General features: G+C 68.3%; 25 protein-coding genes and 1 riboswitch. Of the genes, 9 read left to right on the forward strand and 16 right to left on the reverse strand.

Annotated features, from left to right (window positions below; all coding sequences use genetic code 11):
• From VF746_03080 to VF746_03090, 3 genes are all read left to right on the forward strand, one after another.
• A partial coding sequence (locus VF746_03080; GenBank protein HEX8691402.1) for an ATP-grasp domain-containing protein occupies positions 1 to 682 on the forward strand: 682 nt, incomplete at its 5' end.
• Between the two features lie 170 nt (positions 683 to 852).
• The gene (locus VF746_03085; GenBank protein HEX8691403.1) at positions 853 to 1,086 is read left to right on the forward strand and encodes a hypothetical protein; all 234 of its coding nucleotides are present in this window, start codon (positions 853 to 855) and stop codon (positions 1,084 to 1,086) included.
• A gap of 624 nt (positions 1,087 to 1,710) precedes the next feature.
• A riboswitch (cyclic di-GMP riboswitch) is annotated at positions 1,711 to 1,785 on the forward strand.
• 64 nt (positions 1,786 to 1,849) lie between these two features.
• Positions 1,850 to 2,584, forward strand: a complete 735-nt coding sequence (locus VF746_03090; GenBank protein HEX8691404.1) for a sigma-70 family RNA polymerase sigma factor — start codon at positions 1,850 to 1,852, stop codon at positions 2,582 to 2,584.
• Positions 2,585 to 2,768: 184 nt separating this feature from the next.
• Here VF746_03090 and VF746_03095 read toward each other — a convergent pair whose 3' ends face one another.
• Complete coding sequence (locus tag VF746_03095) at positions 2,769 to 3,575, reverse strand: hypothetical protein (GenBank protein HEX8691405.1); 807 nt, start codon at positions 3,573 to 3,575, stop codon at positions 2,769 to 2,771.
• A gap of 232 nt (positions 3,576 to 3,807) precedes the next feature.
• Here VF746_03095 and VF746_03100 point away from each other — a divergent pair, with 232 nt between their 5' ends.
• From VF746_03100 to VF746_03110, 3 genes are all read left to right on the forward strand, one after another.
• Positions 3,808 to 4,437, forward strand: a complete 630-nt coding sequence (locus tag VF746_03100; protein ID HEX8691406.1) for a hypothetical protein — start codon at positions 3,808 to 3,810, stop codon at positions 4,435 to 4,437.
• A gap of 118 nt (positions 4,438 to 4,555) precedes the next feature.
• Entirely contained in the window at positions 4,556 to 4,801 is a 246-nt protein-coding gene (locus VF746_03105) for a hypothetical protein (protein HEX8691407.1), read from the forward strand.
• Positions 4,802 to 4,994: 193 nt separating this feature from the next.
• Complete coding sequence (locus VF746_03110) at positions 4,995 to 7,454, forward strand: hypothetical protein (protein HEX8691408.1); 2,460 nt, start codon at positions 4,995 to 4,997, stop codon at positions 7,452 to 7,454.
• Positions 7,455 to 7,457: 3 nt separating this feature from the next.
• Here the strand turns inward: VF746_03110 and VF746_03115 are convergent, their stop codons facing one another.
• The 5 genes from VF746_03115 to VF746_03135 all read right to left on the reverse strand — a co-directional run bounded on the left by VF746_03115 (position 7,458) and on the right by VF746_03135 (position 15,782).
• Positions 7,458 to 8,357 (reverse strand): NBR1-Ig-like domain-containing protein, encoded by a 900-nt coding sequence (locus VF746_03115; GenBank protein ID HEX8691409.1) that lies wholly within the window; start codon positions 8,355 to 8,357, stop codon positions 7,458 to 7,460.
• A 916-nt stretch (positions 8,358 to 9,273) separates the two neighbouring features.
• A complete protein-coding gene (locus VF746_03120; protein ID HEX8691410.1) occupies positions 9,274 to 10,500 on the reverse strand; it encodes a cysteine desulfurase family protein in 1,227 nt (408 codons plus the stop codon).
• Complete coding sequence (locus VF746_03125; GenBank protein ID HEX8691411.1) at positions 10,497 to 11,294, reverse strand: phosphoadenosine phosphosulfate reductase family protein; 798 nt, start codon at positions 11,292 to 11,294, stop codon at positions 10,497 to 10,499. The genes VF746_03120 and VF746_03125 overlap by 4 nt, the downstream gene beginning before the upstream one ends.
• Complete coding sequence (locus tag VF746_03130) at positions 11,287 to 14,790, reverse strand: hypothetical protein (GenBank protein HEX8691412.1); 3,504 nt, start codon at positions 14,788 to 14,790, stop codon at positions 11,287 to 11,289. Before VF746_03130 ends, VF746_03125 begins: the two co-directional genes overlap by 8 nt.
• The gene (locus VF746_03135) at positions 14,787 to 15,782 is read right to left on the reverse strand and encodes a DUF4007 family protein (GenBank protein ID HEX8691413.1); all 996 of its coding nucleotides are present in this window, start codon (positions 15,780 to 15,782) and stop codon (positions 14,787 to 14,789) included. The genes VF746_03130 and VF746_03135 overlap by 4 nt, the downstream gene beginning before the upstream one ends.
• A 361-nt stretch (positions 15,783 to 16,143) precedes the next feature.
• Between VF746_03135 and VF746_03140 the strand changes: the two genes are divergently transcribed.
• From VF746_03140 to VF746_03150, 3 genes are read left to right on the forward strand one after another with little or no spacing between them, the layout of a single operon-like run.
• Positions 16,144 to 16,686: a hypothetical protein gene (locus VF746_03140; GenBank protein HEX8691414.1), complete on the forward strand. Its 543-nt coding sequence runs from the start codon at positions 16,144 to 16,146 to the stop codon at positions 16,684 to 16,686.
• On the forward strand, positions 16,686 to 17,123 hold the full coding sequence (locus tag VF746_03145; GenBank protein ID HEX8691415.1) for a hypothetical protein: 438 nt from the start codon (positions 16,686 to 16,688) through the stop codon (positions 17,121 to 17,123). The genes VF746_03140 and VF746_03145 overlap by 1 nt, the downstream gene beginning before the upstream one ends.
• Positions 17,120 to 18,913, forward strand: a complete 1,794-nt coding sequence (locus tag VF746_03150; GenBank protein HEX8691416.1) for an ATP-binding protein — start codon at positions 17,120 to 17,122, stop codon at positions 18,911 to 18,913. Before VF746_03145 ends, VF746_03150 begins: the two co-directional genes overlap by 4 nt.
• Positions 18,914 to 19,009: 96 nt before the next feature.
• Here the strand turns inward: VF746_03150 and VF746_03155 are convergent, their stop codons facing one another.
• The 10 genes from VF746_03155 to VF746_03200 all read right to left on the reverse strand — a co-directional run bounded on the left by VF746_03155 (position 19,010) and on the right by VF746_03200 (position 26,415).
• Positions 19,010 to 19,423, reverse strand: a complete 414-nt coding sequence (locus VF746_03155; protein HEX8691417.1) for a hypothetical protein — start codon at positions 19,421 to 19,423, stop codon at positions 19,010 to 19,012.
• Positions 19,424 to 19,610: 187 nt separating this feature from the next.
• Positions 19,611 to 20,111: a hypothetical protein gene (locus VF746_03160; protein ID HEX8691418.1), complete on the reverse strand. Its 501-nt coding sequence runs from the start codon at positions 20,109 to 20,111 to the stop codon at positions 19,611 to 19,613.
• Positions 20,112 to 20,136: 25 nt separating this feature from the next.
• On the reverse strand, positions 20,137 to 20,466 hold the full coding sequence (locus VF746_03165) for a hypothetical protein (protein HEX8691419.1): 330 nt from the start codon (positions 20,464 to 20,466) through the stop codon (positions 20,137 to 20,139).
• Positions 20,467 to 20,581: 115 nt separating this feature from the next.
• The gene (locus VF746_03170; GenBank protein HEX8691420.1) at positions 20,582 to 20,836 is read right to left on the reverse strand and encodes a hypothetical protein; all 255 of its coding nucleotides are present in this window, start codon (positions 20,834 to 20,836) and stop codon (positions 20,582 to 20,584) included.
• Positions 20,837 to 20,887: 51 nt separating this feature from the next.
• Positions 20,888 to 22,009 carry a hypothetical protein gene (locus VF746_03175; protein HEX8691421.1) on the reverse strand — a complete coding sequence of 374 codons (1,122 nt, stop codon included), beginning with the start codon at positions 22,007 to 22,009 and terminating at the stop codon, positions 20,888 to 20,890.
• Positions 22,000 to 22,290: a hypothetical protein gene (locus VF746_03180; GenBank protein ID HEX8691422.1), complete on the reverse strand. Its 291-nt coding sequence runs from the start codon at positions 22,288 to 22,290 to the stop codon at positions 22,000 to 22,002. Before VF746_03180 ends, VF746_03175 begins: the two co-directional genes overlap by 10 nt.
• Positions 22,291 to 22,368: 78 nt before the next feature.
• The gene (locus VF746_03185) at positions 22,369 to 22,719 is read right to left on the reverse strand and encodes a hypothetical protein (GenBank protein ID HEX8691423.1); all 351 of its coding nucleotides are present in this window, start codon (positions 22,717 to 22,719) and stop codon (positions 22,369 to 22,371) included.
• Between the two features lie 25 nt (positions 22,720 to 22,744).
• Positions 22,745 to 23,095 (reverse strand): hypothetical protein, encoded by a 351-nt coding sequence (locus tag VF746_03190; GenBank protein HEX8691424.1) that lies wholly within the window; start codon positions 23,093 to 23,095, stop codon positions 22,745 to 22,747.
• 204 nt (positions 23,096 to 23,299) lie between these two features.
• Positions 23,300 to 24,211 (reverse strand): hypothetical protein, encoded by a 912-nt coding sequence (locus VF746_03195; protein HEX8691425.1) that lies wholly within the window; start codon positions 24,209 to 24,211, stop codon positions 23,300 to 23,302.
• Positions 24,212 to 24,249: 38 nt separating this feature from the next.
• Positions 24,250 to 26,415, reverse strand: a complete 2,166-nt coding sequence (locus VF746_03200; protein HEX8691426.1) for a hypothetical protein — start codon at positions 26,413 to 26,415, stop codon at positions 24,250 to 24,252.
• Positions 26,416 to 26,491: the final 76 nt, after the last annotated feature.

Here is a 26,491-nt window from a genome sequence, read left to right on the forward strand (position 1 = left end):
GGCGGTGATCCGAGGGCCCGCGGACGCCGACGCCGCCTACAACGAGGTGGCCGCCCACGGCGACGAGCTGATCCTGGAGGCGTTCGTCCGCTTCACCCTGGAAGTCTCCGTCGTCGTCGCGCGGTCGGCGACCGGCGAGACCGCGTGCTTCCCGGCGGCCGAGAACGTCCACCGGCGCGGCATCCTCCACACCAGCGTGGCCCCCGCGCGCATCCCGCCCGCGCAGGCCGAGGAGGCCCGCCGCATCGCCTCCGCGCTGGCCGAGGGGCTGGGCGTCGTGGGCCTCCTGGCGGTGGAGATGTTCGTGGGCGAAGACGGGGTGATCCGCATGAACGAGATCGCCCCGCGCCCCCACAACTCCGGGCACTACACGCTGGACGCCTGCCCCGTCTCGCAGTTCGAGCAGCAGCTCCGCGCCGTCTGCGGGCTCCCGCTGGGCTCCACCGGGCTGCTGCGCCCCGCCGCCATGGTGAACCTGATGGGCGAGGACGCCGGCACGGGCCTCGGCCGCGCGGGCGTGGCGGCGGCGCTCGGCGTCCCCACCGCGGCGCTCCACCTCTACGGGAAGGCCGAGGCGCGCCCCGGGCGGAAGATGGGGCACCTGACCGCGCTGGGAGAAACGGTGGACGAGGCGCTCGAGCGCGCGCTCCTGGCATGGCGTCTGGCCACGGGGAAGCCGTGATGGAGGGGCGTTGGACCGTCGTCCCCGTGCCGATGCTGCGGGATGCGGCAAGGCAGGCGGTGGCGAGGGCCAGTCTGCGGCAGGTAGCGCGCGCCATCGGCGTGAGCGCGCCAGGGCTCCGTCTATTCCTGGAAGGAGGCTCTCCGCGTCGAGCGACGCAGCGGAAGCTGATGGAGTGGTACATCAGGGGGATTGAAACGCAGGAGATCGCCGCGGACGTGGCGGCGATCGCGATGGCCTTGCTCGTTGCCCGTTTACCCGACGGTCCGCTCAAGCTCGAAACCGAGCGCGAGATCCTTGCGGCAATCCGCAGCGGCCACGAAAAAGCTGGTATCTTACCACCAGAGTGGGTCCGAATGCGCACGGATGCCGATCTTACCGGGTCTGGAGGGAACGACGGGTAATCAGGCTCGAAGAAGAGGTGACATAGTATCCGGCCGGCCGTACGACGTCCGCCCGGATCACACGAGGTGACCGACGCCCTCGATTGAGCGCTCAGCATGTCCACTCCCGTGGGCAGTCGCGTGTAAACTTTATCTATTCTTAACGTTAGGTTTAGAAGGCGGCCCCACCCTATTGGTCTGCTGCGCGGCGTATTCGGTGCGCGGATGGTTCATGTGCACCGGCACCGGTCATGTGATGGAAATTTTCTCGAGCCGAGACGTGCAAATAGATTGCAGTTATCTCCACCGGCGTGTTCAGCTTTACACTAGCTTACACAGCCAATCCGTTCGTCGTGAAATGGACGCGGATTGACGCTTTCCCCATACTCACCAGATTAAACGCGGAGCAATGGAGTTGGCGTTGTTGGAAGGCCCAACCCCTTCGCTCCTGCTCTCGTGACTGCTTGCCAGCAGAAGTTTCGTAGCCTTTGGGAAAGGTGGCATACACGACAAATCCGGGTATTTGCCCTGCACCATGCGACCCATCGACGCACGGATACTGAATCCATTCCTCCAACCGCTGGCGACCGGCTCGGAGCATTGCACCGTTTCCGGTCCCCCGCGCAGTTCCACAGCAATTGCCCCACTCCTGAAGAGCACCCCGGTCGCGAGGCCGGTCCGCAAAGCCAGGGGTCTCACTGAGACAGCCCGGTTGCCGAAGAGTGGCGAGGCTGGCACCACCCAGGGCGCCAGCCACACCCTCCGATCCAAGGAGCATCGTTCAGTGGCCACAGATACGACGCGCGCAGCAGCGCGCGAGCACGACCAGACCCAGGCCGTTATTGCCGATGCAGTAACTGTCGAGCCGGGTTCCGATTCCGTCCAGCCACGCGGGGCGACGCTTCCCCCGCCGCCCAGGCTCGCCGCCCTTCCCGAGAGCGACGAGGAGCTCTTCCGGTACTATGCCGACACCGACTCGGACCGGGCCCTGCGCGAGATCGTCAACCGGTACCAGCCGAAGATCGTGCGGTTCTTCCTGCGAAACTCCGCCACCAGGCATTGTGCGGAGGACCTCACGCAGGAGGTGTTCATCCGGCTGATCCGCAATCGTAAGTCGTACGATCCGACCCAGAAGTTCTCCACCTGGAGCAAGACGATCGCCGAGCGGATCGCGATCAACGCGGCCCGCGGCGTCCAGCGCAGCCGCGTCACCAGCTTCTCCGACCTGCCGCTCGATCCGGAAAACGAGGGAGGGTGGAACCTCGACCCCGGAGACCCGGCGCCCCTACCGGATGAAGTCGCGGAGCGGCGCCAGACCCGGGCCATCATCGACGACGCGCTGATGCGCGTCGAGGAGCGGTACCGCGAGCCGGCGAGGCTGCACTTCTTGGAGGGGCTGACGCACACCGAGGCCGCCCGGCGCCTCGGCATCCCCGTCGGGACGGCGAAGAGCCGCACGCACCACGCGCTCGAGGATCTGCGCTCTCTGCTGAGGGAGCGCGGCTTGGCCGCCGCCTAAGACCGTTTGGGATCGAGCGCGTCCCGCGCTGACTGGACGGTGTGGCGAGAGGAGGGGAGGTGGGGCGGGTTGCAGAGGGGGGAAGGGGAGGGGTCCAGCGGGAGCAGGAAGTCGCGCCAGGTATCCGCGCGGCGAGGCCTTGAGCTTCGCCGCGCGGTCGCGTTCGTTCCGAGCGTCGACACCGTCAGCCAGCACGGCCGCGGAGATCTGCATCGAGAGGCCGCCCGCGTTCCATTTCCCAATCGCGTCCGATCCGGATCACGTATAGCCTCTTGCGGCTGACCATGTGGCGCTGGCCGTTCCCGGCCGGGTAGAGGTCGGGCGAGAGGGTGGTGAGGACGGCCAGCGCCCGCACGTCCCGGCGAGCGGAGCAGCGCCGGAGGCGCTCGATGGCGGGCAAGGTGCCGCCCGCGTCCAGCAGGACCGCGACGCCGGCGCCGGCGAGGAAGATCTCGACGCGCTCGTCCAACTCGCCGTCCCTCAGCCGCGCGTCGCGTTCATACACGATCTCGTCTTCATCCAGCGCACGCGCGAGCAGGTCGATCGCGTCCGCCGGGTCCGCGTACGCGATCCACCGTGCCTCCACCCGCGTCAGCAGGCATCCGACCAGACGGTCGGCTTCTTTGCATCCAGACATTGCGGCGGCCTGGCGGAGAGAGAGAGTCCATTCGCAGAGATAGCGGGGCTGCGAGGCCGCCTGGCGCGCGTCGCGGAGGCGGACGAGCGCCGCCCGGGTCTCGCCAATGGCGCCGCGCTGGACGAGCCAGGGGTCGCTCCGCTTCCCGGTGCGGATGAACACGGTGGGAACCTCCGCCCCCTCCGCGAACGCGAACCCGCCCGCGAACATCGCCACCGGCGGCAGCACTTCCAGGAAGTAGTCGGCGATGCTCTCCGACACGAGCGCCGGCTCGCCGCTGTGCATCGCCTGCAGCACTGCGCGCCAGTCGTCCTCGCTGACACCGTCGTACTCGATGGCGCTCAGGTCCAGCACCTGCGTCGCTGGTCCGGCCATACCTGGTCTCTCCACGGCTGAATGGGAATCGCGCCGGGCCATCCCTGGCCCGTCAAGCGCCTCCGTTTTTCTCTGCCGGGTGTGTGCGATGGTGGATAGGGGGCGGGCCTGATCAGACCGTCGGCCCCTGAGCCCGCACGCAGAGAGTCCGGTGCTCTGGAATAGCGGTTGCTGTGCAGCAGCGGTGTCGGTTTCCGCCCGTGAGGTCTGAATGCCGCGTATCGAACTTCCGTCTCCTCCAGCCCGTGAGTTCCCGGACTTCCCGCTCCCCCTACGGGATCTTAAGACGGCGTGGGAGGGGTTCTCGCCCGAGCGCGAGTTTCACCGCGTCGCGTTTGGCGATTGGCTGGAGTACTTGCTTCCGCAGGCGGATGTGCCTGCCCTTGAGGCCGCTCTCACCGGCGCATCGGGCCGGCCGGACAGTGCCCTCCTGCAGCGGCATTTCTACTGGAGCGCCACGTGCTTCGTCCGGTGCTTCCACCTCTTCCTCAGCTACCTCGTCCTGGATGTCCGCGGGCTGTACTCCTGGGGCGTGGTGACCGGGTACTATTCCAGGTTCTATTTCGCGAAGGCGTTGCTGAACCTGTGGCTCAGCACATGGGTGTGGGCCGAGACCCAGACACCCAAAGGGCTGCGCCCGCAGCAGTTCCTGCTGTACATGGGAACCGGCGGCGTTCGTCTCTTGAGCGGAAATGGCATCCCGTCAGGCCTGAGTCCGCGGAATCGCACGGATCGTGGTGGCGCCTGTTCGGGCAGCTCCAACACGTTCCTGATTTCTCCGAGGACTTCAGCTACGTCCTCTCGGATCCGACCTTCGACCAGGAGCGGCGGCACGAGATGAATTATTCGGATCGGTGGATGGAGGGCTTCCCTGAGCTGGAGTGGTTCGATCACACCCTCGACCAGATGCTGGCGCATGCCGGTTTTTCCGAGGGCGGCAGGACCGGGATTTCACCGACATGGACCGATATTTCGAAGGGTACAGCCCGGAGGACGCAGACGTGGCCGACTTCTATACGGACCCGGTGCAGTCGCTCTGGCAGTCGGTGATGTGCTACCTGGACGTCCTTGAGCAGCTTTCCATTCGACAGGATTTCATTACCCGGGAGAAGCTGGTGACGCTGAGCGAGCGGGCGCTCGATGGGGTGCTGCCCGAAGGGCTGGAGGGAATCAGGCGAGCGCTGGAGGGATCGAATGCAGGGTAACGAACACTCCGCCGTGTGAACCTCCTCCGCGGTAGCCGTACCAGCCCGGATTGCGTCCATTCATAAGTTTGCGCAAATTTCCTTTCTGTTGGTGCACTCTGCCTACGCGTCCCGGGCCCCCAGGCGTGGAAGCCACTCCTCATCTCCGCGATTGTCCTCAAGCCCTGCCCCGCAGCTACTTCCCGCACTACCAATGACCCCTGAGAAACTGTTTCGAGAGCTGTTCGCGGCCGGGTGCGAGTCGGACGTCGATGCCATCGTGGCCAGGCATGAGCATCTGTTCGCGCCGGCGAACTGGAGGCCCTACGGGGGGAACGACAACAACTTCGGCGTGGTGGAGAACCAGCAGGCTTCACCGATTCCGGCGCTGGCCGAAAAGGTGATCAACTCCATCGACGCGGTGTTGATGCGCCGCTGCCTGGAGGAAGGAATTGATCCCCGCTCCGCCGCAGCTCCTCAATCCGTGCACGAGGCGGTGCAGCGGTTCTTCCCCGACTCCCAGCACTGGGACTTGGGGCACGTGCGGAGGGCGCAGGCCGAACGGATCCAGATCGTGGCGGACGGGCCGAAGCGGGATACCTCCGTCATCATCTACGACGAAGGCGAGGGGCAACACCCCGAGGATTTCGAGGCCACGTTCCTGTCGCTGCTGCGCGGCAACAAGAATGAGATCCACTTTGTGCAGGGCAAGTACAACATGGGCGGTGCCGGCGCGATCGTCTTCTGCGGCAAGCACCGCTATCAGCTGATCGGGTCGAAGCGCTACGATGGGTCCGGACGCTTCGGCTTCACGCTTCTGAGAAAACATCCGCTGCAGGGCGCGGAACGGCAGACGAAGAAGTCGACGTGGTACGAGTACTTTATGATGGATGGGGTCATCCCGGCGTTCGAGATCGACGAGCTCGAACTGGGGCTGCACAACCGGCGGTTCCGGACGGGCACCGTGATCAAGCTGTACTCGTATGACCTGCCTGGGATCAGCGATCTCTCGCGTGACCTGACGCTGAGCCTGAACGAGTACCTCTTCAGTCCCGCGCTCCCGCTCTATGTGGTCGAAAAGGCGGAGCGCTACCCGAGGCAGCAGCGCCTAGAGCGTCCGCTGCAGGGCTTGCGCTATCGGTTGGAGGAGAGCGGGAGTCGGAAGTACTTGGCGGAGGAGCCGTTCTCGGAAGAGTGCGAGGATGCGCGGATCGGGCGCGTGAAGGTGACGTGCTACGTCTTCAAACCGCGCGTCGACGATCTCTCGACGGCTGAGACGAGGAAGCGGGTCCGGGACGAGTTCTTCGTCAACAACATGTCCGTGCTGTTCACGCTGAACGGCCAGGTGCACGGGAGCTTCACGTCGGAGTTCATCACCCGCTCGTTGAAGTTCCCGCTGCTGAAGGACTGGCTGCTGATCCACGTGGACTGTACCGAGGTCAACCTCGAGGTGCGCAATGAACTCTTCATGGCCTCGCGCGACCGGCTGAAGGAAGGCGACGAATCCCGCCGCCTGCGCCAGATGGTGGCGGAGATCCTGAAGCGCGGCCGCCTCAAGGAGATCCATAAGGAGCGTAAGGACGCGATCACGGTCGACGCCGGAAAGGACACACAGGACCTGCTGCGGAGCGTGACTCGCCAGCTGCCCCTGAACAGCGATCTTGCGAAGCTGCTGGACCAGACTTTTCGCCTCGGGCGGCAGGAGCCGGGCAAGGGCCCTTCCGGGAACGGGAAGGAGAAGAGTCCACCGAAGCCGCCGCCGACGCCACGCCCGGAAGCACCGCCCTTCATCCCGCGCCGGTTCCCTTCGTTCTTCCGGCTGGAAGCAAAGTCGCCACAGGATGGGGACGGCATCCCCACGGTGAAGCTGCCGCTCGGCGGCCACCGCACGATTCGATTCTCGACGGATGTCGAGGATCAGTACTTCGACCGCACCAGCGAGCCCGGTCACCTGCAGATCGCCTTGCTGGACTACTCCCCCACCCGGACGAAAGGCGGTACCGCGCCGGGACTGCCGGACCGTCCGACCGCTTTGTTGGATGTGGTGAAGTCCAGTCCCAGCAAGGGTACGATCCGGGTCACCGTCTCACCGAACCAGGAGGTTTCGGTCGGTGACGCGGTGAAGGTGCGCGCCTGCCTCTCGGGTGCAGGGGAGGAATTCGATCAGGTGTTCTGGGTGAGGATCACCGACCCCGAGAAGCCGCCGAAGGAGCCGGAACCGGAGCCAGTGAAGGAGCCGGAGCTGGGCCTTCCGCAGCTGATCCGCGTCTCGCGGACGGGGGAGGGGATCGAGATGAGCTGGGAACAACTGGAAAACCAGGGGGTCGAGGTCGGCCCCGAGGTTGTGGTTGTGCCTCAGGGCGACGGGGAAAAGCTCACCACGATCTACCTGAACATGGATAGCTCGGCGTTCCTGAGTTACCGGGCGAAGTACTCGGGAGAGAAGGCGCTGCTGGTCGCCGAGAAGAGGTACGTGACGTCCGTGTACTTCCACACGCTGTTCCTGTACGCCATCACCAGGAGCCAGGGCTTCAGTGTGCAGCGGACGGAGAACGGGCACGGCGAGACCCCGGTAGCCATAGAGGACTACATCAGGGATGTATTCAGGAACCACTACTCGGCGTTCCTGCTGAACTTCGACACTGCGGATCTGCTGACGAGCTTGGAGGAATAGTTCTCAACCGGGTGAGGGCGTATGCGTGTGAGGAGGTGGCGGAGAAAGACCGACGCCCGTCTTTGCTGAAGGAACCGTTATTTCGGCAAAGATCGTTTCAGCTCCACCTACCCGAATGGTATTGCCGTAAGGGTCGACCAGCTTCCACTCCTCACGGTACGTGCCGGGAGAGGCAGGCGCCATCATTGGCACGCTAAAGATATAGGTGCCGTCTGGCTCTACGGGCTCGCTGACCGCAATGTCGGCCTGCGACGTGCTTAGGAGCCCGGCCGTGTTGGAGAAGTACTGCAGCCTAATCGGTGAGTCCCAAACGCAGTTGCTACCTTTGTTCCGTAGCGTCCATGTCTTGGTGAAGCTCTGCCCTGCTGGAACTTCCGTTTTCTGAGGATGGCTTTCACTCACGAGAACCGCTGCCGATGCCTCGGTGCACAGTGGCCTGATTTGCTTTCTCGGAACGCCAAGCTGGAGCTGACCACGTTCATGACGGAGTTGTTCTATTTCGCCGCGTAACTCGGCTCTGATCCGCTCAGGGAACACTAGATCTTCGAAGCGCGTCGGCCCTCCGCTCAATTGGCCACGCGCAGCTGCACGTAGCACGCGAAAGTGAGCTCCAGCGGTTGCGAGGGTGAGGTGAAGACCCGCATTTGTCACAATACCATTATAACGCATGATCAGCTTATCTATCTCTTTTGTGACAAGCATGATCTCTCTCAGCAAAACAGCATCGTTTCCTGAGAAGGTGTGGCCATCGAGTAGCTTGGTTAATGTACGGAAGTCTTTGCCATTCTTAAATGTTTTGTGAAGGACGTCGCTGATACCTAACAGCTGTAGCATCGGGCCGTAGAACTCATTCAGCTGCCGCGTAATCTCGTCAGACCTCTCGCGATTGCTCTGAACGGTCAATGTCCGTTCGTTGACCCTGAGCGTCCATCGAGCCGTCAAATAGGTAAGCAGTAGTGCGACGATGGCAACTGCTGTCGGGCCCAAGTCCTTTGCATAGCTGACCCAATCGGGCGAGCTGGCGGGAGCTGCCTGCGTTATCGTTACCTGAATTATCATAGGTCACAAAGAATGAAGCGTTCAAGAACGACGGGACTAAACACATAACCGCGCAGCATCCTCTGCGCAACGAGAAAGACTTGCTGCACCGTCAGAAACTAAGCCACGCTTATCGCGCGGCCAAAGAAACGATCCACGAGATTGGCTGCGTAGTCTCGCTTGTGACAACCGGTGGTTTGATGCTTAACCCACAATGCTCGACCGTGAACCCGCTTTCAATCATGAGGTTCTTCCAGTCGTCCACGCTATATAGCGAAAAATATCGTCCATTTGCGTCAATGAGATCTCCAGTTCCCTCGCGGACCGATGCGATGAATACACCGCCGGTTCCGAGAACTGCGTGGACCGCCTGTAGAATCGCTAATATTTCGTCCCGATGAACGTGCGACAACGAGGCAACGGACCACACCACGTCAAAGGAAGCCGATCTAAATGGGAGAGCACGCATGTCTGCGACGATCATAGGCTGGCAGGACACGCGTTTCGCAATCTTGGCTAGAGCGAAGGAGAGGTCCATCCCAATGGCTCGGTATCCTCGGGCTCCCAGCTCTTTGAGGTCGCGTCCTGCTCCCGCACCAAGATCCAGGACCAGCGATCCCGGCTCCACCCTGCCGTCGAGAAGCGACCAGAGTTCCTTTACCTCCCCAGCAAGCGTAAGCTCGGCATATGCGTCGGCATTGGACTCGTAAAATTCGTGAGTCGAGTGATGCAATCCCAAACTCTCCCTCTCTTAGTGCACCCGTGAGCGCCGGTCGATGCGTCATCGCAACGAATGCCGTATCTTCGTCACGGCCTCCGATACCCACTTGCCCGCGACTTCGATCTCGGTGTCCGTAGTCGATCGTCCCAAGCCGATCCGCAGAGAGCCCCGTACTACTGCATTGGTGAATCCAAGTGCAGTTAGCACGTGCGAAGGGGCGTCGACACTGGACGCACAAGCCGAACCGCGTGCGAGGGCTACCCTGCCCCGGAGTTGCGCGACCACGGCAGAACTCGGCACATCCGGGACGGAGATGTGCAGGTTGCCCGCGAGGCGATGTTCAAGATCGCCGCTCACCATCAGGCCGGTGATGGAATCCACCAGGGAGGCTTGCAGCCGGTCGCGCCGGCGCGCGATGGCCGGCTCATCCTGCGCCATCTCGGCGGCGCGCAGCCGGCACGCTTCGCCGAGTCCAGCAATGCCCGGGACGTTGAGGGTACCGGAGCGCAGGCCGCGCTGGTGCCCTCCGCCGCGGAACAGCGGCTCCAGGTATAGGTCCGGATCCACGATCAGTGCGCCTACGCCCTTGGGGCCGTACATCTTGTGGCCGGCAAGCGCAAGCATGGAGATGCCCCAGTCGCGGACGCGAATCTCCACCTTGCCGGCGGCCTGCGTGGCGTCGGTGAGGAACGGGATGCCGTGCCGCCGTGCGATAGCCCCGATCTCCGCGAGCGGGTAGAGGTTGCCGATCTCGTTGTTGGCCGCCATTACGACGAGCAGGTCGATCCCGTCCTGGCAGGCGTACTCGACCGCCTCTAGGTCGATCCGGCCGTGGCCGTCGACGGGCAGCATCCGGAGGCTGGCTTCGCCGCGGTCCGCGAGGTATTGGCAGACCTCGAGGACCGCGGGATGCTCCACCGGTGGGAGCGCGATACGCACGAGGCCGGACGAGCCGGTACGAGCGAGTTGTGCGCGGACGAAGCCCTGCAGTGCTAAGTTCAGGCTCTCGGTCGCCCCAGAGGTGAACACGACACTTCGCGGAGAAGCGTCGAGCAGCGTGGCGACGTGGCGCCGTGCCGCGGCTACGGCCGCGTCAGCCTCGTCGCCGTACTCGTGGTCCTTGCTGCTGGCGTTGCCGAACGCGGTCGTCATGTGGTGCATGACGACCGCGGCGACTCGGGGATCCACAGGAGTGGTGGCGTGATGGTCCAGATAGATCGGCAGCCGAAGACCATCGGCGACGATGTCGGCCACTCCTGCCGGACCGGAAGCGGTCAGCACGCTCATAGGTGGCACATCAGGCATCCCAGCTCGTCGTCCTCCTCGTCTAGCGCGGCCGCGAGGACCTGAGCAAGGGGGCGGTTGGGCTGCCGAGCGCGCTCGCGCTCCTCGAGCTTCTCGTGCGCATCCAGGATTTCGTCGCGGCGCGCCAGGAGATCGCGGAGACTTTCGCCGTGCGACCAGGTGAACGTGCGGCCGTCGCGGTGCTTCTCCTCGTACTCCACTGCCTCCCAGAAGAGCTTCGGGTGCTCGTCGTGGAGCCTCACCCACTCCGCCTTCCGCTGGAAGAAGCAGAAGAAGCACCCGGAGCGGGTCCTCCACTTGTAATAGGCCGGGATGCCGATGCCGCTCTCCTCCAGCAGGCGGAAGATGTCCGCTTTGACCAGGCCTTCTTCCTTGAACGGGTAAACGGCGCGGATGGTCGGCTTGGTGGAGATGTAGCCGGCCCGGTTCTCGTCCGCGCGAATGCCGACGTAGCTGATCGCCTCGTCGTCCCCGATCCACTCCTCCAGCGGCTCGATCTTGAGCACCTCCGTGCACCACCGGATGTTGGGCGACGGAAGGAAGCCACCCTTCACGTCCAGCCAGTAGTCGAAGCCACGCTGGGCGTTGAGCCGCACGATCTTGATGCCGAGGCGTGCCTCCAGACGGCCGAGGTATTCGTAAGTCTCAGGAAGCTCCTTGTGCGTGTCGCAGAAGAAGTACTCCATCTCGGGAACGCGCTTGTGCATCAGCACGGCGAGGGCGGCGCTGTCCTTGCCGCCGGAGAGCCCGAGGATGTGCCGTACGCGCTTACCCATGTCTTCTCTGTGCCTCCATGCCGGGCGCCTCATCTCTCCGCGGCGCGGGCGGCGCGAGCACCCGCTCGGCGAGCCGGACGATAATGGCCTGGCGCTGTTGTTCGGATCGGATGTGCTCCAGCTGCCTGAGCACCGCCTCGACCTGCTGCTCGATGAGATCGCCGTCCTCGCCCGCGATCCACACCATCTGCTGTAGCCTCGTCCCGTCCGGCTCCATGATGGTGATCCGCCGCGGGTGGAATCCGGCTCGCGCTTCGGCGAGAGCGTCCTCCTGCATGGCGTAGAGTGCCAGGAACCGGCTGGCCAGCTCGCTCAGGTTTAGCTCGAAGACCAGGAAATCCTCGTCGCTCCAGATGTCGACGGGCTTGTCGGCGATCACCATGGCGACCGATTCCAGCCACCGGTCCTTTTCGGTATCCTGTTCGACTAAGGCCTTGATGAGCGCGTGCAGGCGGTCCTCGATCACGCGACCGTCCAGGAACCGAGCCCGGACGCGGACATCCTCACGCGTGTCGGCCAGGGTCCCCGCGCAGCGGAAGGCCTGGTGCAGCAGGCGATGGCAGCTATCCAGCACCGTGTCGTAATACCCCTGCAGTTCTCGGAGGGCGGTGAGCAGCGCGCGGCGAAAGGCGTCGCGCCGGTGCGTCTCCACTTCGCCGTCGATGGGTTCGCTGCCGAAGGGATCGAAGCCGAGCGCACGGGGCAGTTCTTCGAACAGCAGGCGGTCGGGCTCCTGCACTCGCAGCAGTGCGTCGAGCGCCGCCACCGTGGTGGCCGGTAGCCGGCGCGTCCCGCGCGTGACGGCGGGCAGCTTGAGGGCGAATCTCGTGAGCGGCCTCACGACGGAGAGCACGGTGGCGTTGCGTACTCCGGCAGGCACCTTCCGCGCGCCGGGCGCGGTGAGGATCGCCTCCATGTCACGGAAAACGTCCAGGCGGAGACCTTCCAGGCGGAAGTGCTTGACCGCAAACTCCGCCGGGTGCTTGATCAGCAGGTCGAAGTGCTCGATGCCCAGGATGGGGAGGAAGCTGCCGTGCCGGTACACGCTGACATCGTCGGCGTGGTACAGGAGCACGGCTGCCAGAAAGACCGGGATGACGCCGGACTTCACTCCGTAGGGAGGGCGGCCGAGGAGGTCGTAAAGCTCGCTGACCGGCCGCGGCCGGTCGACAGCGGATTGGCAAAAGTTTTCGATCGCTTCCCAGAGGGGGACGACGCCGTCGTCGTTCGGCCGCTCGATGCGCCACCCGTCGGGGCCATGCCGGTGAATGCCCGTCCGATCGAGGAGAGAGGCGTACATCGCCACTTCCGGGCCGTGGCCCGACAGGCCGAGTTTCTCCTTCTCGGGCGAGTTGAGGAGCGCCGCGATCAGGGTTTGCCGGGCGCGAACGCCTTGCGCGGTCAGTTCACGGCGGTTGACGAGTTCGTTCCAGATGATGGGTGTCTGCCCGTAAGCAGCATCGCATGCATCCGAAAGCGCCTCGTTCAGCCCCGTGCCCGAACGGGCTTCGCCCCTGACCCAGAATGTCCGTCCGTCGCCCGGCGTGAATGCCGTGGCAACCGCCTCGTCGAGCGCACGGCGGGCGAGCACGAGCCTCTGACGCACTTCGCGCTTGGCGACGCCGTCGTTCTGGAGCGACGACCTGTCGCGGTCGAGCTCAGCAAGGGCGATGAACTCACGAACGGCGGCGCTGAGGGTGCGGAGCCCGTGGGCAGGCAGCACCACGAGGGGCTTTCCGTCGCGCGTCTCCGCGGGGACGCGCGCGGGGCTGGCGTCGCCCACCCAATGGGCGATCACCCCGTCTGCGTCCGGTACCCGGCACTCCACCGCCGCGAGCGCGTCAGCCGACCCGACGTAGTGCCGCTCGAAGTAGCGCAGGGTGCCCGACTTGTAGCTGGCCCGCTGGGCGACGGCTGGCTGGAGCGGTGCTGCCTCCGACAGCAGTTCCTCGACCGGGCGCCGCTCGGCCTCCACGCGCTGCCGGAGCAAGAGGGATACGTCGTGGTGGGAACCTTCCCAAACGCGAAGCTCATCGACGCTCTCGCGATAGGTGACCGAGCCTCGCGCGATCAACCGGTCGATGACCTCCGTCCAGGCCGTTTCCTCGCGCTCGTCACCAGGGGTTTCACTGAGCGCGGCGATCACGAGCGCGCGTCCAGCCCGGAGCGCCCCCGTGGAGCCGACCAGATTCAGGGTGCCGATCGTCTTGAGGACCTGGAGTTCGTGCGGGTCCTGTCCGAGGGCGTCACGGACGATGCTGTGGATCTCGGCCCACCGCTGGAACTGCGGCCGCGCGTAAAGCGCGATCCCCGCCACGTCCACGAAGTAATCGTACACGTCGGCCAGCCGGAGCCACGGCAGCTTATCCTCGCCGGCCTCGCGCTCCGTGAGGAACCGCGTCATCGAGTGCGGTTCGGGACTCGCGAGGAAGGTGAACAGGGAACGCTCGTTCTGGGCGTAGCGCGCGCATAGCGTCGGCAACGCGAGCGCCGCCAGCGGGTGCAGCGGATAGAGCTGCCGGATCCGGTCCGGGGGGAGTGTCTCGCAGATGTAGGAATCCGTCGAGACGCGGCTCAGGCGCTCATGCCAAGCGCCTGATGCCGAGTGGATCAGGTCCGCGATCGGCTGCGGCGGGTCCGCCTGGATGGCGGCGGCCGCCAGGCGCAGCATCTGACCCGGCGCCTCGGCGAAGGGCACGTCCGCGAAGCGCCCATGCACCTTCTCCCACTCGCTCCTGCTGGAGGCTGCGAGCCCGTCCGCATATTCGACGAACGCGTGGTGCATCAGGCCCAGCACCAGCACCGGCGGGTCCGACTCTCCGTTGGGAAGCTCGGCCAGCTGCTGGAGGAGGTAGAGGTCTTCGCCCCCGCCGCTACGGGCAGCTGTCTCCAAGTTCTTGCCCAGCTCGTCAAGCACGATCAGCACGCCCGTACGGCTGACGGACGCCAGCTCGCGGACGAGCTCGGGCAGGCCAGCGACGTCTGGCTGCTCGCCGCGCTCGATGGCGTCGAGTAAGGCCCTGACCCGCTTCAGCGCGCGGGGCCGCGGTCCCTGACGGTTGCGCCAGAACCGGTCGGCGCCACCAGCGAGCGCGCGGACGAGCGTGTGCGCGAGCCGCTCGCGGCGCCCCGCGGCTACGGCGCAGATGAACCCGTCGGCCGGGACCGAGTCGCGGAACTGCTCGGCGAGCGATTGGGCGCCGTCTGCTCGCAGCAACTGGAGGGCGAGACGCCGTGCCGGGTGCTCCGCGGGAGCGTAGAGCGAGGACAGGAACTGCGCGAATGCCGACTTGCCTGTGCCGTAGACACCTGTGAGAGTCCAGGCGCGCTGGGCGCGCACCTGGACCTGCGCGGTGACGATTCGTTCGGCGAGGTCGCGGATGCGTGGAGTCAGCAGATAGCCGTCCAGCGCTTCGGCCGATTCCAGGTCGCGCTCGATGTTGACCGAGCGCGCGTAGCGGCGCCCGATCCTGAAGTGATCCGCGAGCAGGGTCATGCGGCCTCCTGACGGCCGGGACGGCCCAGTCGCCGGGCGTAGTGTTTCTCCCGGAGTTGCTCGGCCAGTTGCAGCGGATCAGCCTCGTAAGCGAGTTGGACTACGCCGGCGGCTTCGGACAGGGAGATGCCGACGGATCGCGCGGCGACGGCCTCCAGGGCCGCGTAGACGGCGCTCTCGGTCAGCTTGAAAGCCATCCCGGGACTGCCGGGCTCGTACACCAGCCTGGAGAGCGCGATGGTGCGGGCCTCCGACACGGAGGCTGCAAACTCAAGGCATGCCGAGGCGATCACCGCGTCGGGCAGGGAGAGCTTCGGTCCGATGGAGAAGGCATAGCCGCCGTGCAATGTGCGGCGGAGAAGCCCAAGCTCCGTGAAGGGTGACTGGAAGGTTTCCTCGCTTGGCCGACCGCCCGTTTCCTGGAACGCGTACATGCGGGCGAGGCAGGAAGCGTCCTTCTCATACGACGAGCGTGCGTACCGGGCCTCCGGGAACGTGCGTGCGACGTAGCCTTCCAGCGCCTCCTGGAGCGCGGGCACGGTGAATTCCGTCCGGCCGAAAAGGAAGAACGTGTAGTACCAGGCGGTCGCGAGGTCTGGCCGGTTCACCAGCCGCCAGTGGAGCAGCCAGAGCGAGGCCGGGTCTTCGAGAAACGGGTCGTAGCCGCCGTCGTCGGCCAGCAGGCTGAGCCCGAAGTCGGTTGGGCGTGCGACGGTGTGGCCAGCCTCGTCGATCGCGGTCTCGAGCACGCCGAAGGCGTGGCACCAGTACCGGATCGCCCGGACCATGTTTTTCCCTACGCCCAGCACCACGGGAGCGTCGGCGCGGGTGAATAGGTCCGGCTCCCGGCGCGCGAGGTCGAAGCCCTTCTTGATCCAGCCGTACCGGGGCGCGAAGGTGTCGTGACGGGCAAACGCCGGTCCGGCCGGCGCGGCACCCGTAGAGGACCGGGGCCTACCGACCGCGGGGTCGATCTTGATAGAATCTGACATTTGGACAGTCTGGGAGGGTGGGGTGCTCGCCCGACGGCTCGGTGCGGGAAACCCTGCGGGAATAATACGGCAATCGCGCATGCTAGTAAACACGGTAGCATGTCGGCATGCCGGCATGCCGCTTTCCCGTCCCACCAGTTGATGGGTGGCGTTGAAGCTCGCCTGCCTGTCCCATGTAGGTACGGAGGGCAGCCACGCGGGCGCGCAAGGGGTTGCGGCCGGCGGAGCGGCTCTCCAGATTTACAGCGTCCCATTTTCCCGGCCGCCGATTTCGCGGCGCCCGAGGGCGGGACGAAAACCATCAGGGGCGAACCGTGGTCTCGTAGAGAGGCCGGCTATTCGTACCCGGGAAGGAAAACTGATGTACTTCTCCTCGCCTGGCGCGTCGAGCGCCGGCGACGGCGTCCGGTACGCCGTCGTCACCCGCCTGCAGGACCAGCTCACCCGAAAGAAGCCGGGGAGCCGCGCGTACGAGATCCTCGACCGCGCCATCTCCCTGACCCTCAGCTCCCGGCGCGCCGTCGTCTCGGCCGCGTACCTGGAGCGCAACGTCCGCCGCGACGCGAGGCGCATCCTTGCGCGCGCCCGCGGGCGGACGGTCGTCGACCCGTTCACCCCCGACACCGTCATCGGCCGCGCGGTCGAGCAGGGGCTGCACCCCGCCCTGGTGGAAAACGTTTCTACTCCGGAGGCGCTCGCCGTCGCGTCCAGCCTGCGCCGCGCCATCGAGGCGCGCGTGGTCGCCCGGCTCGGGCTGCGGGGGCTCCGCTGCTTGACCGGCCTCATCGACGCCGAGACGCCGCAGGAGACCGCCGACGCGCTGGGCGTCTCCAGCCGCACGGTCGACCGCCTGCGCCTCAGCGTCCGCGACATCGCGTCGGCCCTCGTCGCGCAGGAGGCGTGATGCGGAGCCTGACGCTGATCTTCGCCGCGCCCGCGCGGCACGCCTTCCCCCTGCGCCCGGCCGTCATCCGGGCGCTCGTGGGGGCGGGCAACCCCGGCGTGTACCTGCTGCTGCGGGACGGCCGTCCGATGTATGTCGGGCGCTCGGACACCTGCGTGCAGACGCGCCTCGCCACCCACCCGTACCTGGGCGTGGCCGATCACTTCGTGTGGCAGCCCTGCCGGAGCCCGCTCCACGCGTTCCACATGGAATCGTACTGGTACCATTCGCTGCAGGATGCGGGTCGCGCCGCCAACCTGATCCACCCGGCGCGCCCGGCGGGCACTCTGGAGCCGTGCCCGTTTTGCCACGCGGCTGAGAACATCTCCATCATCAACGCCGAGCCCGTGACTGCGGGTGCGGCCGACATCGACGCCAAGGCCGAGGAGGCTGCATGACCACCACGCGACGCCCGGCCGCCCCCGCGGCCGCCACCACCACCGCCGCCAAGAAGGCGGGTGACGACGACCGGGTTCCGCTTTTCCTGGGAAGCTCCGGCCTGCGCTCGCTGCGTGACAGCGGGTTCCACTTCTCCGCCGCGCTCGGCGAGCCGATCGACAACAGCCTGGAGTCCAAGGCGAACAGGATCTCGGTGGTGCTGGAGGACGGCACCATGCCCTCGGGCCGTAAGGGCATCGCCCGCGTCATCATCGCCGACGACGGGACGGGCATGGAAGACACGGTGCTCCGGCGGTACCTGCAGATCGGATTCTCGACGCGGTACATGTCCACCAAGACGATCGGCAAGTACGGCGTCGGAGCGAAGCTGGCGGCGCTCAGCGTCGCGCAGCGGATCGACGTCTGGAGCCGGACCAAGCCGAATGCCCCGTGGCGGCACATGCACCTCGATCTCGAGGAGCTGGAAAAGGCCGAGGAGGCCGGCGAGGAGATCTTCCTCGGCGAGCCGGACGAGCTGGCCTTTCCTGCCGGCGTGAAGGAATACGTCCCCGCAGGCACCGGTACGGTCGTCGTCTGGTCGAAGGTGGACCGGCTCGAGGAGGGGCGGCGCGCGCGCGACACGGGCAGGCTCCGGGCGGAAGTCGAGCGCGAGATCGCCCGTATGTTCCGGAACTTCCTGGAGGGCGGCATCCGGATCGAGGTCAACGGCAAGGCGCTGCTCCCGTTCGACCCGCTCTTCCTGATGGAGGGGACGTACAACGACGCCGTGCTGACGAAGGAGTACCCCGAGCCGGATCAGCCAACCCCCAAGGCGGGCGGCGCTGCCGCGGACGCGAAGGTGCGGCATTTCGCGCCGGAACTGATCGCGGACGAGAACATCCCGGTGGGCAACTCCTTCGCCCGGCTGCGCGTGACGCTCTATCCGCGGGAAGTGCTCCGCGAGCGGTTCAAGGGCGGTGACGAGCTGGCGAAGCGGCTGAACATCCCGGGTTCGGAAGGCGTGATCAGCTTCGTCCGTCTGGATCGGGAGATCAACTACACCCTGGTGCCCCGGATCTTCCCGTCGGCGGTGCGCGAGTTCGACCGCTTCATCGGCATCGAGGTGGCCTTCCGCCCCGAGCTGGACTCGTACTTCGGGGTGCGCAACGTGAAGCGCGGCGTGGAGCCGGAGGACCAGCTGCGGGACGAGATCCGCACCCGGCTCTCGCGCTACGTGAACACGGCGCGGAAGCGCCTGAAGGCCGTGTGGGCGGCCGCCGACACGGCCCAGCACAAGGGTGAGCACGACCAGGTGCTGAAGGCGGTCGCCGATGCGGATCGCACGCTGCCGAAGGGCCGCGTCACGAAGCCGGCGGACCAGGACAGCGAAGGGCTCCTGCGCCAGATGGCCACTGATGTGGGGCAGGAGACGGAGGCGGGGGTGTCGCGGTATGTCGAGCAGCACCGCACCCTGCCGTTCGTGCTGGAGTCGATGGACTTCCCCGGCAACAGCTTCATCGAGGTCCAGCACACGAGCGAGCAGACGCTCATCCGCCTGAACGTGCGGCACCGCTTCTACAAGGAGCTCTGGGGGCCGCTGCGGAAGATCGTCGACGCGGCGGAGGGCACCTACACGGAGGACATCGTGGAGATGGCGTCCCGCGGGATCGAGGCGCTCACGCTGCTGGTGCTGGCGTACGGCAAGGCGGAGTCGATGCAGACCAACCCCCACGAGCTCTACGATGAGCTGCGTGACTACTGGGGGATCTTCCTGAACCAGTTCATGTCCAAGGTACGCGACGTCATCTGACGGTCAGGGCCCGGGCGGGGGAGACCCCGCCCGGGCCTTTCGCCTCAGTGTCGCCTGGCGAGAGGCCGCGAAACGTCGTCTCCGCGATTTGGGGTCTCAGGTGGAGAGGAAGCGGGAGTCGACGTGGACTTCGTCCACGGCGCACGCCGCGTGTGCCGCGCGGAGCTCCGCGCGCGGATCCCCGACCGGCCACCGCACCTGGGTCTGGCGGTGGTGCGCTCGGACAACGGTGCCGCAGTAAGGGCAGAGGGGCAGCTCCGGCCGGCCGGCGGCGAGCTCGGCCCGCAGCGCCGCTGGGGCCTCGGCGGTGGGGACGAGCTGAAGCACTGCGTCCCAAGCCTCGCTCGCGGATGCGCCGCGGTAAAGGTGGTCACCGTGGATGTAGGCGGTCGACCTGTGGGCGCTTCGCGGCAGCGCGTCGACACGAAAGAGCTTGTTCTTCTGGTCACCGGCGCCTGCATGGACGGAGAGCTGGACACGGTGGGCCGGTCCGACGAAGACGTGCTTCATTGCCAGCTCCAAGCGCTAGGAGAAACGAAGCCCTGGCGGGTGCCACGACCTGGCAGGGTTTGGCTTTAGGCTCAGCCGCTCGATCAGCAGTGGTGAGGTCGAGCGAGATCCGGTGCGTGCAGACCGTGGGAGGTTCGGCGGAAAGCCGGGACGGGGTGAGTGAGCGCCGCGTGCCGGGGGGCTGGCGTCACCATTCGAACAGGGACGCCTGCCCGTGGGGCTCGTGCGCGGCGGCGTCGAGCACGGCCAAGAAGAAGGCGGTGAGGTCGGGCAGCGCGCTGGAGTCGATGCGCACGAGGCTGGCTTCCTCGTTCTCCGCCGCCCGACGAAGCTCCGCGAGCACCGCCGGCGCCTCGCCTCGGGCGGTGGCCCTCGCCGCCTCGCGCAGGAGACGAGCGGCGCGGCCGTCCCGTGAGCCCGGCGGGCCGTCTCGCGGCAGGGTGTCGCAGAAGCGGTGGCCGACGGCGGCCGCGGCGTCGTGCGCGCTCTCCAGGAGGCGCGCCATCGCGCCGCTCACCGCCGGCGGGAGCAGGAGCAGGATGCCTCTCCGGCAGGGCACGGCGGGCGCGGACGCTTCGGATTCGGCCAGCTCGCACATCCGCTCGATCGCCACCGCGACCCCGGGGAGCGACCCGAGCGTAGCGGCGGCGCCGAGCAGGAGCAGCGCCGGCGGCGGGGTGGCGCTCATCGCTGTGTCCCTCACGGACGAGGTCTCAGGCGGCGTCGCGGATCAGGTCGAGCTGGTGGGGCGCAGCGCGCTGGACGCGGCGGAGCGCGCGCCGGATGTGGCCGGCGTAGACGGAGACCGCGCGCCAGTAGACGGCCATCGGCGCCTTTCGGGTCTTCCAGCTGTGCTCCGCCCGCTCGGCGGCTTCGAGGTGGATCTCGTGCAGCAGCTCGCAGAGGACCTGCAGCACGTCGGGGTGCAGCGCCGCCAAGCGCTTGAAGGCCCGCAGCCCCAGGATCGGGTTGCGGACCTCGGCGAGACTCGCCCGTTCCACCTGGCTGGACCGCGGGTCCGCCCGTCCGGCGCTCGGCACCATCTCCCCTCCGGGATCATTGGGATCGCACGCTCCTCCGGCCGTAGACGCTCCCCTTCCGGGCTCACCAGCCACCCGCTTTTCACCGGCGGGGTCGTCGCGCTGCAGGGGAGGAAGGCTACCGTGGGATGGGGGGCTGGCACGCCGCCGCGGCCTCGCGGACACGCTCGACCAGAGCGGACGCGTAGCCGTTCCCGTTCAGCTCGCCGAGCAACTGTTCGACGCGGTAGAGGAGCTCCGGCAGCTGCGCGAACTCGATGGCGTGGCGCTGATCCTCGGAGGTCCGGGTGCGGGTGCTCACGCCGAAGTGCGCCAGGGGGCGCCGGGCGGGGTCCAGGACGGTGATTCGTCCGCTGCGCGCGAGGCGCAGCATGCGTTGCTCGGGTAGGGGCATGATCGCTCCAGTAGGGGGCCGCGATGGCGGTCAGCCCCGGTACAGGTGTCCGTCGTACGCGATCGCGAGCAGCGCTGAGCCCTCGCCGTCGGGCGCCCAGACGCCGACGAAGCGCTCGGGCTCACGCCGGGACAGGTCTAGGGCGGCCGCCGTGGCGGACGCCGCGTCGGGATGCGCCGGGTCGTCGGGCGCGGGGCACTGCACGTCCCCGGTCCGGTAGCTGCGCGGATCGGTCATCAGGTGATCGGGAGGAGGAAGGAAGAGCGGCGGGAGCGTCACGTCGCGCGCGCGAGCCGGGGATTCCCCCCCGGGCGCGGGCGGGACCTCGGCCGGCGGGAGCGAGGTGGCAGCTCCTCCGAAGAGCTCCATCTGCGGGGCCCCGTTGCGGATCTCGTCGGCGAAGCGCTCGAAGCGCTGGACGGTCCAGAGCGGGAAGGCGGAGTCCAGGGAGTCGGCGCCCACCTCCCGGGCGAAGCGCGCCTTCGCCGGCGTCCCCGCCCGGGCGTAGTGGAGCGCCAGTCCGCGCGCCTCGCACCAGCGCTTCCAGCGGGCGGCGTGGGTGACCTTCCAGGTGCTGGAGCCGCCCAGCAGGATGCCGCGGAAGTGCATCCAGGTCGGCAGCCCGTCGAACCAGCCGCAGACGGGGCACGGGCGCTCCAGGTGCCCGGGCTCGATCCCCGGCTGGACGGCGAGGTAGAACCAAGTCTCTGAGAGCGGGTCGTCCTCCTCGTCGTACTCCACCCCGTCGGTCACCGCGTCCTCCGCGTTCATCCGGAAGTCTTCCCAGAAGCGGTGGTACCACTCGACGGACGTGGCGAGGCTCCGCTCGCCGTCGCCGACGCGGTCCGGGAGAACCACGATCTCCGGCTGGCGGTCCCAGCCGAGCTCGCCGGCGCTCAGCACCTGCTCGTACCAGGTGTCGTAGTCGTATTCGAGCTCGGAGGCCCGGCCGCCGGCGAGGAGCGCGTCGACAGACGCGAAGCCGAGCGTGCGCGCCTGCGCGGCGGCCTGCGCGTAGACGCCGTTGTCCAGCATCCAGGGCTCGTGCGGCCACGGGTCGAGCCGGCGGTCGACCATGCAGCGCCCCCAGCCGAGCTGCTTCAGCCGGCCGATCATGCGGCGGCTGCGCGTGTGCCCGACGATCACTCGCATCGGGAGGCGGGCGGGCGCTCGCGGAAGCTGGCGAGGAGCGAGCTCTCGCGGATGCGGGCGGCCTCCTCGGGGGTGATCCCGAGGCGGGTGTTCGCCTCCGCGCAGATCGCGTCCGCCTCCTCGCGGGTCTGCCCCCAGTACCACGGCTGGGCGCACGGGCCGTTGCCGGCCAGGGGATAGAAGCCGGACTCGTCCTCGAAGACCACGACGGGGATGTAGCCGTGCTCGTCTCGGCTGTTCTCCTCGATGGAGTAGCACCAGGGGCGGGAGAAGTCGGGCATGGTCGGGTTCCTGAATACGCGGCGAGGGGACCGGAACGGTTTCCTCGGTCGTGGGGATGGATGGGGGCGGCCGCGGGCCTACACGCAGAGGAAGAGGCGGACGCCGGCGGCGAGCCCCAGGCCCCAGGACTCCCCGCCGTGGTGGACCAGGGACCAGCGCTCCGGGTCGCCCTGCAGGCTGGCGATGCGCAGGACGTCGGCGACGGCCGCGCGGTGGTCTACGAAGGAGACCCAGGTCCCCTCGGGATCGATGCGGACGCGGAAGACGTCCGGGAGCGTGACGGGCTCGCCGTGCTCCCGGTCGCATCCGGGCTCGCCGAGCCGCCAGGGCGTCACCACCGCGCTGGTCCCCACGCGGGTCACCTCCGCCTTCCCCCAGTACTCGGCCGGGCCGTGCCAGGCGGGGCCGGCACTCGTGCTCTCCTGCATCGTGCTCCTCGGGCTGGGGGAAAGCTCAGCTCGCGGCGAGGGGCGTCTCCGCCGCCGTGCTGGCGGGCCCGAGCGGAAGCGGCAGGCACGCGCTGGTGCTGGCGCGCTCGTGGAGCTGCTCGCTCACGTGCTGGAGCGACGCGATTGCGGTGTCTACCTGGCGGGCCGCGCGCTCGAAGCGCGCCGACTCCGTCTCGCCCGCGCTGCCGCGGTAGAGCTCGACGGCCAGGAAGTCGGCCAGGGGATCGCTGCCGTTGGCCGCGCGGGGCTCGATGCCCTCGTAGGCGGAGAGCGCCGCGGCGGTGACCCTGAGTGCCCGCGGATCGCGACCCGGGGCGGCCCCGGCGGCGGCCGGGACGGAGGCGGTGCAGATCATCGGTGGCTCCTCTCGCAAGCGTGGTCCTCGCGCCGGCCGGCACCGATCCCCGGCCGGCGCGCCGCGGTCGGAGCCGCGGCATCACCCCAGCTTTTCACCGCCGGGGTTGCTCCTCCCCCTCCCCCAACACGACCGGCCCGCGCCTGGGAACGAGGCGCGGGCCGGGAGCAGCAGGTGCGCAGCCGGTCGGCCGGCGGGCAGCGCTCAGGCCGCGGTGGCCGTTTGGTCGGCGCGCAGCAGTGCCTCCACGGCGGTGTCGAGGTCCGCCAGGGTCACCACGCCCGCGAAGGGGGCGAAGAGCGCCTCCGACACGGACGCGTGCACGATCCCGAGGGTGAGCACGGCCGAGCAGGCATCCGCCGCCGCCCGCTCGAAGTCGGCGGCCTCACCCGTGGTCCACCCCCCGTGGAAGGCGACGGCGAGGGCGCTGTCGGTCACCCGCCGCGCCTCGGCGACCGTGTCGGGGGCTGGGAGCCACGTGGCGATCGCCTCCGCCGCCATCGCCCGGGCCTCGGCGAGCCACGCCCCGCCCTCGCGGCGCCGCGCCTCCGCCGGGACGACGCGGAACGACTCGGCGCCGGCCGGGTCCAGCCGGAGCGCGAGCGCGGTGAGCGCGGCGACGTTCCGGGCGTAGCGGTCGCCCAGCGAGTCGACCACCTCCGCGGCGCGCGCCGGCCACCGCACGTCCTCGGTGTCGGCGACGTCGACCCGGTTCCCGGCGCGCCCGTGCCAGACGTCCGCCACCACGCGCAGCAGCGTGCGGGTGTCGGCGTCTTGGGCGGTCACCGTCGGGCAGTCCGGCTCGCCGCACGGGCACTCCAGTACCCGGAACGTCCGCGCGAAGGCGAGGAGCCGCTGGCGGAGGAGCGGCTCCCGGCGCGGCTCCGGGCGGCCGCGCCACTCGGTCGCGACGGCGCGGAGCATGGAGACCAGGCTCATGGTGTCGACGTGCGCCTCGGGGCACCCGGGCAGGCCGCAGGGGCAGAGGTGCCCCCGCAGGAAGCCGTGCGTGCTCCCGAAGCGGCGCAGGTGATCGCGCAGATGCGCGAGCGCCGCGTCCAGGGCGGCGGGCGCGGCGGCGAGGGGTGAAGGGGCGGGGGCGGTCTCGGCGGTCATAACGGGTCGGGTGGGGCGGGCGCGGCCCGCGGACAGAGTCAGAGCGAGGGGCCGGAGCGGGCGAGCGCGCGCCCTTGGTCCTCCATGAGCGCGGTGAGGCCGGGGATCTGCCGCATCACCACGCGGCGGTCCTGCTGGTGCAGACCGGTGAAGGCGCGCTCCAACTCCTTCGGCGTGGGGACCTTGCCCAGCGCCTCGCGGTCCCGGATCGCGGCGGCCTTCTGCTCGCCTGCCTCGGCAAGCCGGGCGGCGCACGCGGCCCCGACCTCCTTGAGCGACGCGCCCGCGTCCAGGCCGAGGTGCCTCGCCGCGTGCGCGCGGGTGATGCTCCGAGAGCGGATCGCGTCCAGGTAGCGCTCGCCGGCGGACGCCGTCAGGACCCCCGCGCGCTCCATCGCGCTCACCGCGCCCACGCCACGGCCGGTGCCGGCGAGCTCGCCGGCGTCCCCGAAGTCGCGCCCGTAGCGGGTCGCGAACTCGCGCGCGAAGTCGCCCGGCCGCTCGCGCAGCACACGCAGCGCGTCGCGCTTCTGCTCGTCGGTGAGCTGCGTGAAGGCCGCCTGGAAGGCTTTGGGGTCGCGGAAGCTCGCGCGGATCTCCTTAGCGAAGCCGTCGGTGGCGCCGCGGATCTCCTGGTCCGCCCGCTGCAGCGCGCCGGCCCACTTTCGCACCGACTCGCGCATCTCGTCCGCCTCCCGCACACGCGCCTGCAGCTGGTCGTGCTCCTGGACGCGGCGGGCCATCGCCAGGAACGACTCGGCATCCACGCTCCCGCGCGCCGCCTCCAGGTTGCCGAGATGGTTCACGTCGTACAGCACGGAGCGTCGCACCTCGCCCTCGCGGACCACCGCGTCCAGCTCGGCGGCGGTCGGGAGGAACACCTCCTTCGGCCCGCGCGCGGCCTCGATCCGCTCGTGGAGCGGCCGCTCGGGGATGAACTTCCCGATCTCGCGGCCCGGGTTCAGGTCGGGGAGCGAGGTCAGCTCCCGGATCTTCTCGGCCGGGATCCCCTGCGCGGCGAGCTTCGCGCGCACCTCGCCGAGGAAGCGCTCCACCGCCGCCTCGTGGCGGGCGAGAGCGCTCTTCCTCCACTCGGGCTCGGCGGAGAAGCCCTCGTCGACGCCGGAGTGCGCGGCCGAGCGGGCGTAGGGCGAGAGTCGCGGACGGGGCTCGGCGAAGTGGCTGACCTCCACCATCCGGTCCTCGCCCACCAGCGCCATCCGGGGGTCCCACCGCTCCACCAGACGTGCGCGAGTCTGGCGGCGGAGCTCGGGGTCCTCGATCTCGCCGGCGCGGTCCCAGGCGGCCCGGAAGTTCTCCTTCCGCCGGGCGTTCCACTCCTCGTCGGCCAGGTAGGCGGCGGCCTCGTCGGCCCCGATCCGCGCGGGGTCGTAGTGGGCGTCGTGGTTCGCGAAGTCGGGGTCGGGCCGGCCGTGGCGGGACCGCCCCTCGCCCGGGGTTTGGCCGGTGAAGTCGGAGAGGCGGGTGCCGCGCTCGTCGAGCTCGAGGCCGTCGTACTCGCCGTCGTCTTCCACCCCGCCGAGCTGCGCCTCCTCCACGACCCGCGACTCCGCCAGCGCGCTCCCCAGGTCCTCGCCCCCGACGCCCCGGCGCCAGCGGTCGACCTCGGCGACCCGCTCGGCGATCTCGGCGAACGCCGGGTCGTGCCGGAAGGTGCGCTGCCGGTCCTCCCGCGCGGCCTGTTCTGCGAAGAGCGCGTACAGCTTCGGGTGGATCTTTCCGTTCGCGTCGTGGCAGGTCTGGCAGACGGTGTAGTTGCGCTCGCCGGGGCCGAAGTGCTGGAGCTGGCCGGGCGCGAGCTTCTCGCGGTCGAGGCCGTGCGTTGCCGGGTCCCCCAGCCGGTTCTCCAGCTTGCGGTACTCGCAGGCCACGCACTCCACCACGCGCGGCTTGAAGTCCTTCACCTCGCGGTGGCGGGAGCCGGTGATCCGGGCGGGGTCCTGGAGGGCGGAGTGGTAGGGGAGCGGGATGGAGCCCGCGAGCACCGGCTCGCGGGGCTCGCCGCGCGCGGGCCCGAGGCGGGGCGGCGCGGGCTGCGTCTCCGCCAGCCTGCGGTCCACCTCGGCGGCCATCTCGCGGGCGCGGCGGTTGCGCTCCGCGGGAGTGAGGGCGGGGGCGGACGGCGTCTCCCCGGGCCCGGACGCAGGGGTGTCCTGGAGGAAGGGGATCGGGGTGCCATCCATGCGGACCGTGCCTGCCGTGAACGGAAGGAGAGCGCGGTCCGGAAAGACGGAGCGCGGGCCCCGCGAGCGCGCGGGT

Origin of the sequence: Longimicrobium sp., from assembly GCA_036389795.1 — a bacterium.
Lineage (GTDB): Bacteria > Gemmatimonadota > Gemmatimonadetes > Longimicrobiales > Longimicrobiaceae > Longimicrobium.

Coding starts and splice junctions, on each gene's coding strand:
- VF746_03140 (HEX8691414.1), top strand. CDS start 16,144: ATGTACTTCTCCTCGCCTGGCGCGTCGAGCGCCGGCGACGGCGTCCGG.
- VF746_03105 (HEX8691407.1), top strand. CDS start 4,556: ATGGACCGATATTTCGAAGGGTACAGCCCGGAGGACGCAGACGTGGCC.
- VF746_03110 (HEX8691408.1), top strand. CDS start 4,995: ATGACCCCTGAGAAACTGTTTCGAGAGCTGTTCGCGGCCGGGTGCGAG.
- VF746_03175 (HEX8691421.1), bottom strand. CDS start 22,009: ATGCGAGTGATCGTCGGGCACACGCGCAGCCGCCGCATGATCGGCCGG.
- VF746_03155 (HEX8691417.1), bottom strand. CDS start 19,423: ATGAAGCACGTCTTCGTCGGACCGGCCCACCGTGTCCAGCTCTCCGTC.
- VF746_03085 (HEX8691403.1), top strand. CDS start 853: ATGGAGTGGTACATCAGGGGGATTGAAACGCAGGAGATCGCCGCGGAC.
- VF746_03145 (HEX8691415.1), top strand. CDS start 16,686: ATGCGGAGCCTGACGCTGATCTTCGCCGCGCCCGCGCGGCACGCCTTC.
- VF746_03130 (HEX8691412.1), bottom strand. CDS start 14,790: ATGACCCTGCTCGCGGATCACTTCAGGATCGGGCGCCGCTACGCGCGC.
- VF746_03170 (HEX8691420.1), bottom strand. CDS start 20,836: ATGCTGCGCCTCGCGCGCAGCGGACGAATCACCGTCCTGGACCCCGCC.
- VF746_03150 (HEX8691416.1), top strand. CDS start 17,120: ATGACCACCACGCGACGCCCGGCCGCCCCCGCGGCCGCCACCACCACC.
- VF746_03165 (HEX8691419.1), bottom strand. CDS start 20,466: ATGGTGCCGAGCGCCGGACGGGCGGACCCGCGGTCCAGCCAGGTGGAA.
- VF746_03195 (HEX8691425.1), bottom strand. CDS start 24,211: ATGACCGCCGAGACCGCCCCCGCCCCTTCACCCCTCGCCGCCGCGCCC.
- VF746_03135 (HEX8691413.1), bottom strand. CDS start 15,782: ATGTCAGATTCTATCAAGATCGACCCCGCGGTCGGTAGGCCCCGGTCC.
- VF746_03125 (HEX8691411.1), bottom strand. CDS start 11,294: ATGGGTAAGCGCGTACGGCACATCCTCGGGCTCTCCGGCGGCAAGGAC.
- VF746_03180 (HEX8691422.1), bottom strand. CDS start 22,290: ATGCCCGACTTCTCCCGCCCCTGGTGCTACTCCATCGAGGAGAACAGC.
- VF746_03160 (HEX8691418.1), bottom strand. CDS start 20,111: ATGAGCGCCACCCCGCCGCCGGCGCTGCTCCTGCTCGGCGCCGCCGCT.
- VF746_03120 (HEX8691410.1), bottom strand. CDS start 10,500: ATGAGCGTGCTGACCGCTTCCGGTCCGGCAGGAGTGGCCGACATCGTC.
- VF746_03200 (HEX8691426.1), bottom strand. CDS start 26,415: ATGGATGGCACCCCGATCCCCTTCCTCCAGGACACCCCTGCGTCCGGG.
- VF746_03185 (HEX8691423.1), bottom strand. CDS start 22,719: ATGCAGGAGAGCACGAGTGCCGGCCCCGCCTGGCACGGCCCGGCCGAG.
- VF746_03190 (HEX8691424.1), bottom strand. CDS start 23,095: ATGATCTGCACCGCCTCCGTCCCGGCCGCCGCCGGGGCCGCCCCGGGT.
- VF746_03100 (HEX8691406.1), top strand. CDS start 3,808: ATGCCGCGTATCGAACTTCCGTCTCCTCCAGCCCGTGAGTTCCCGGAC.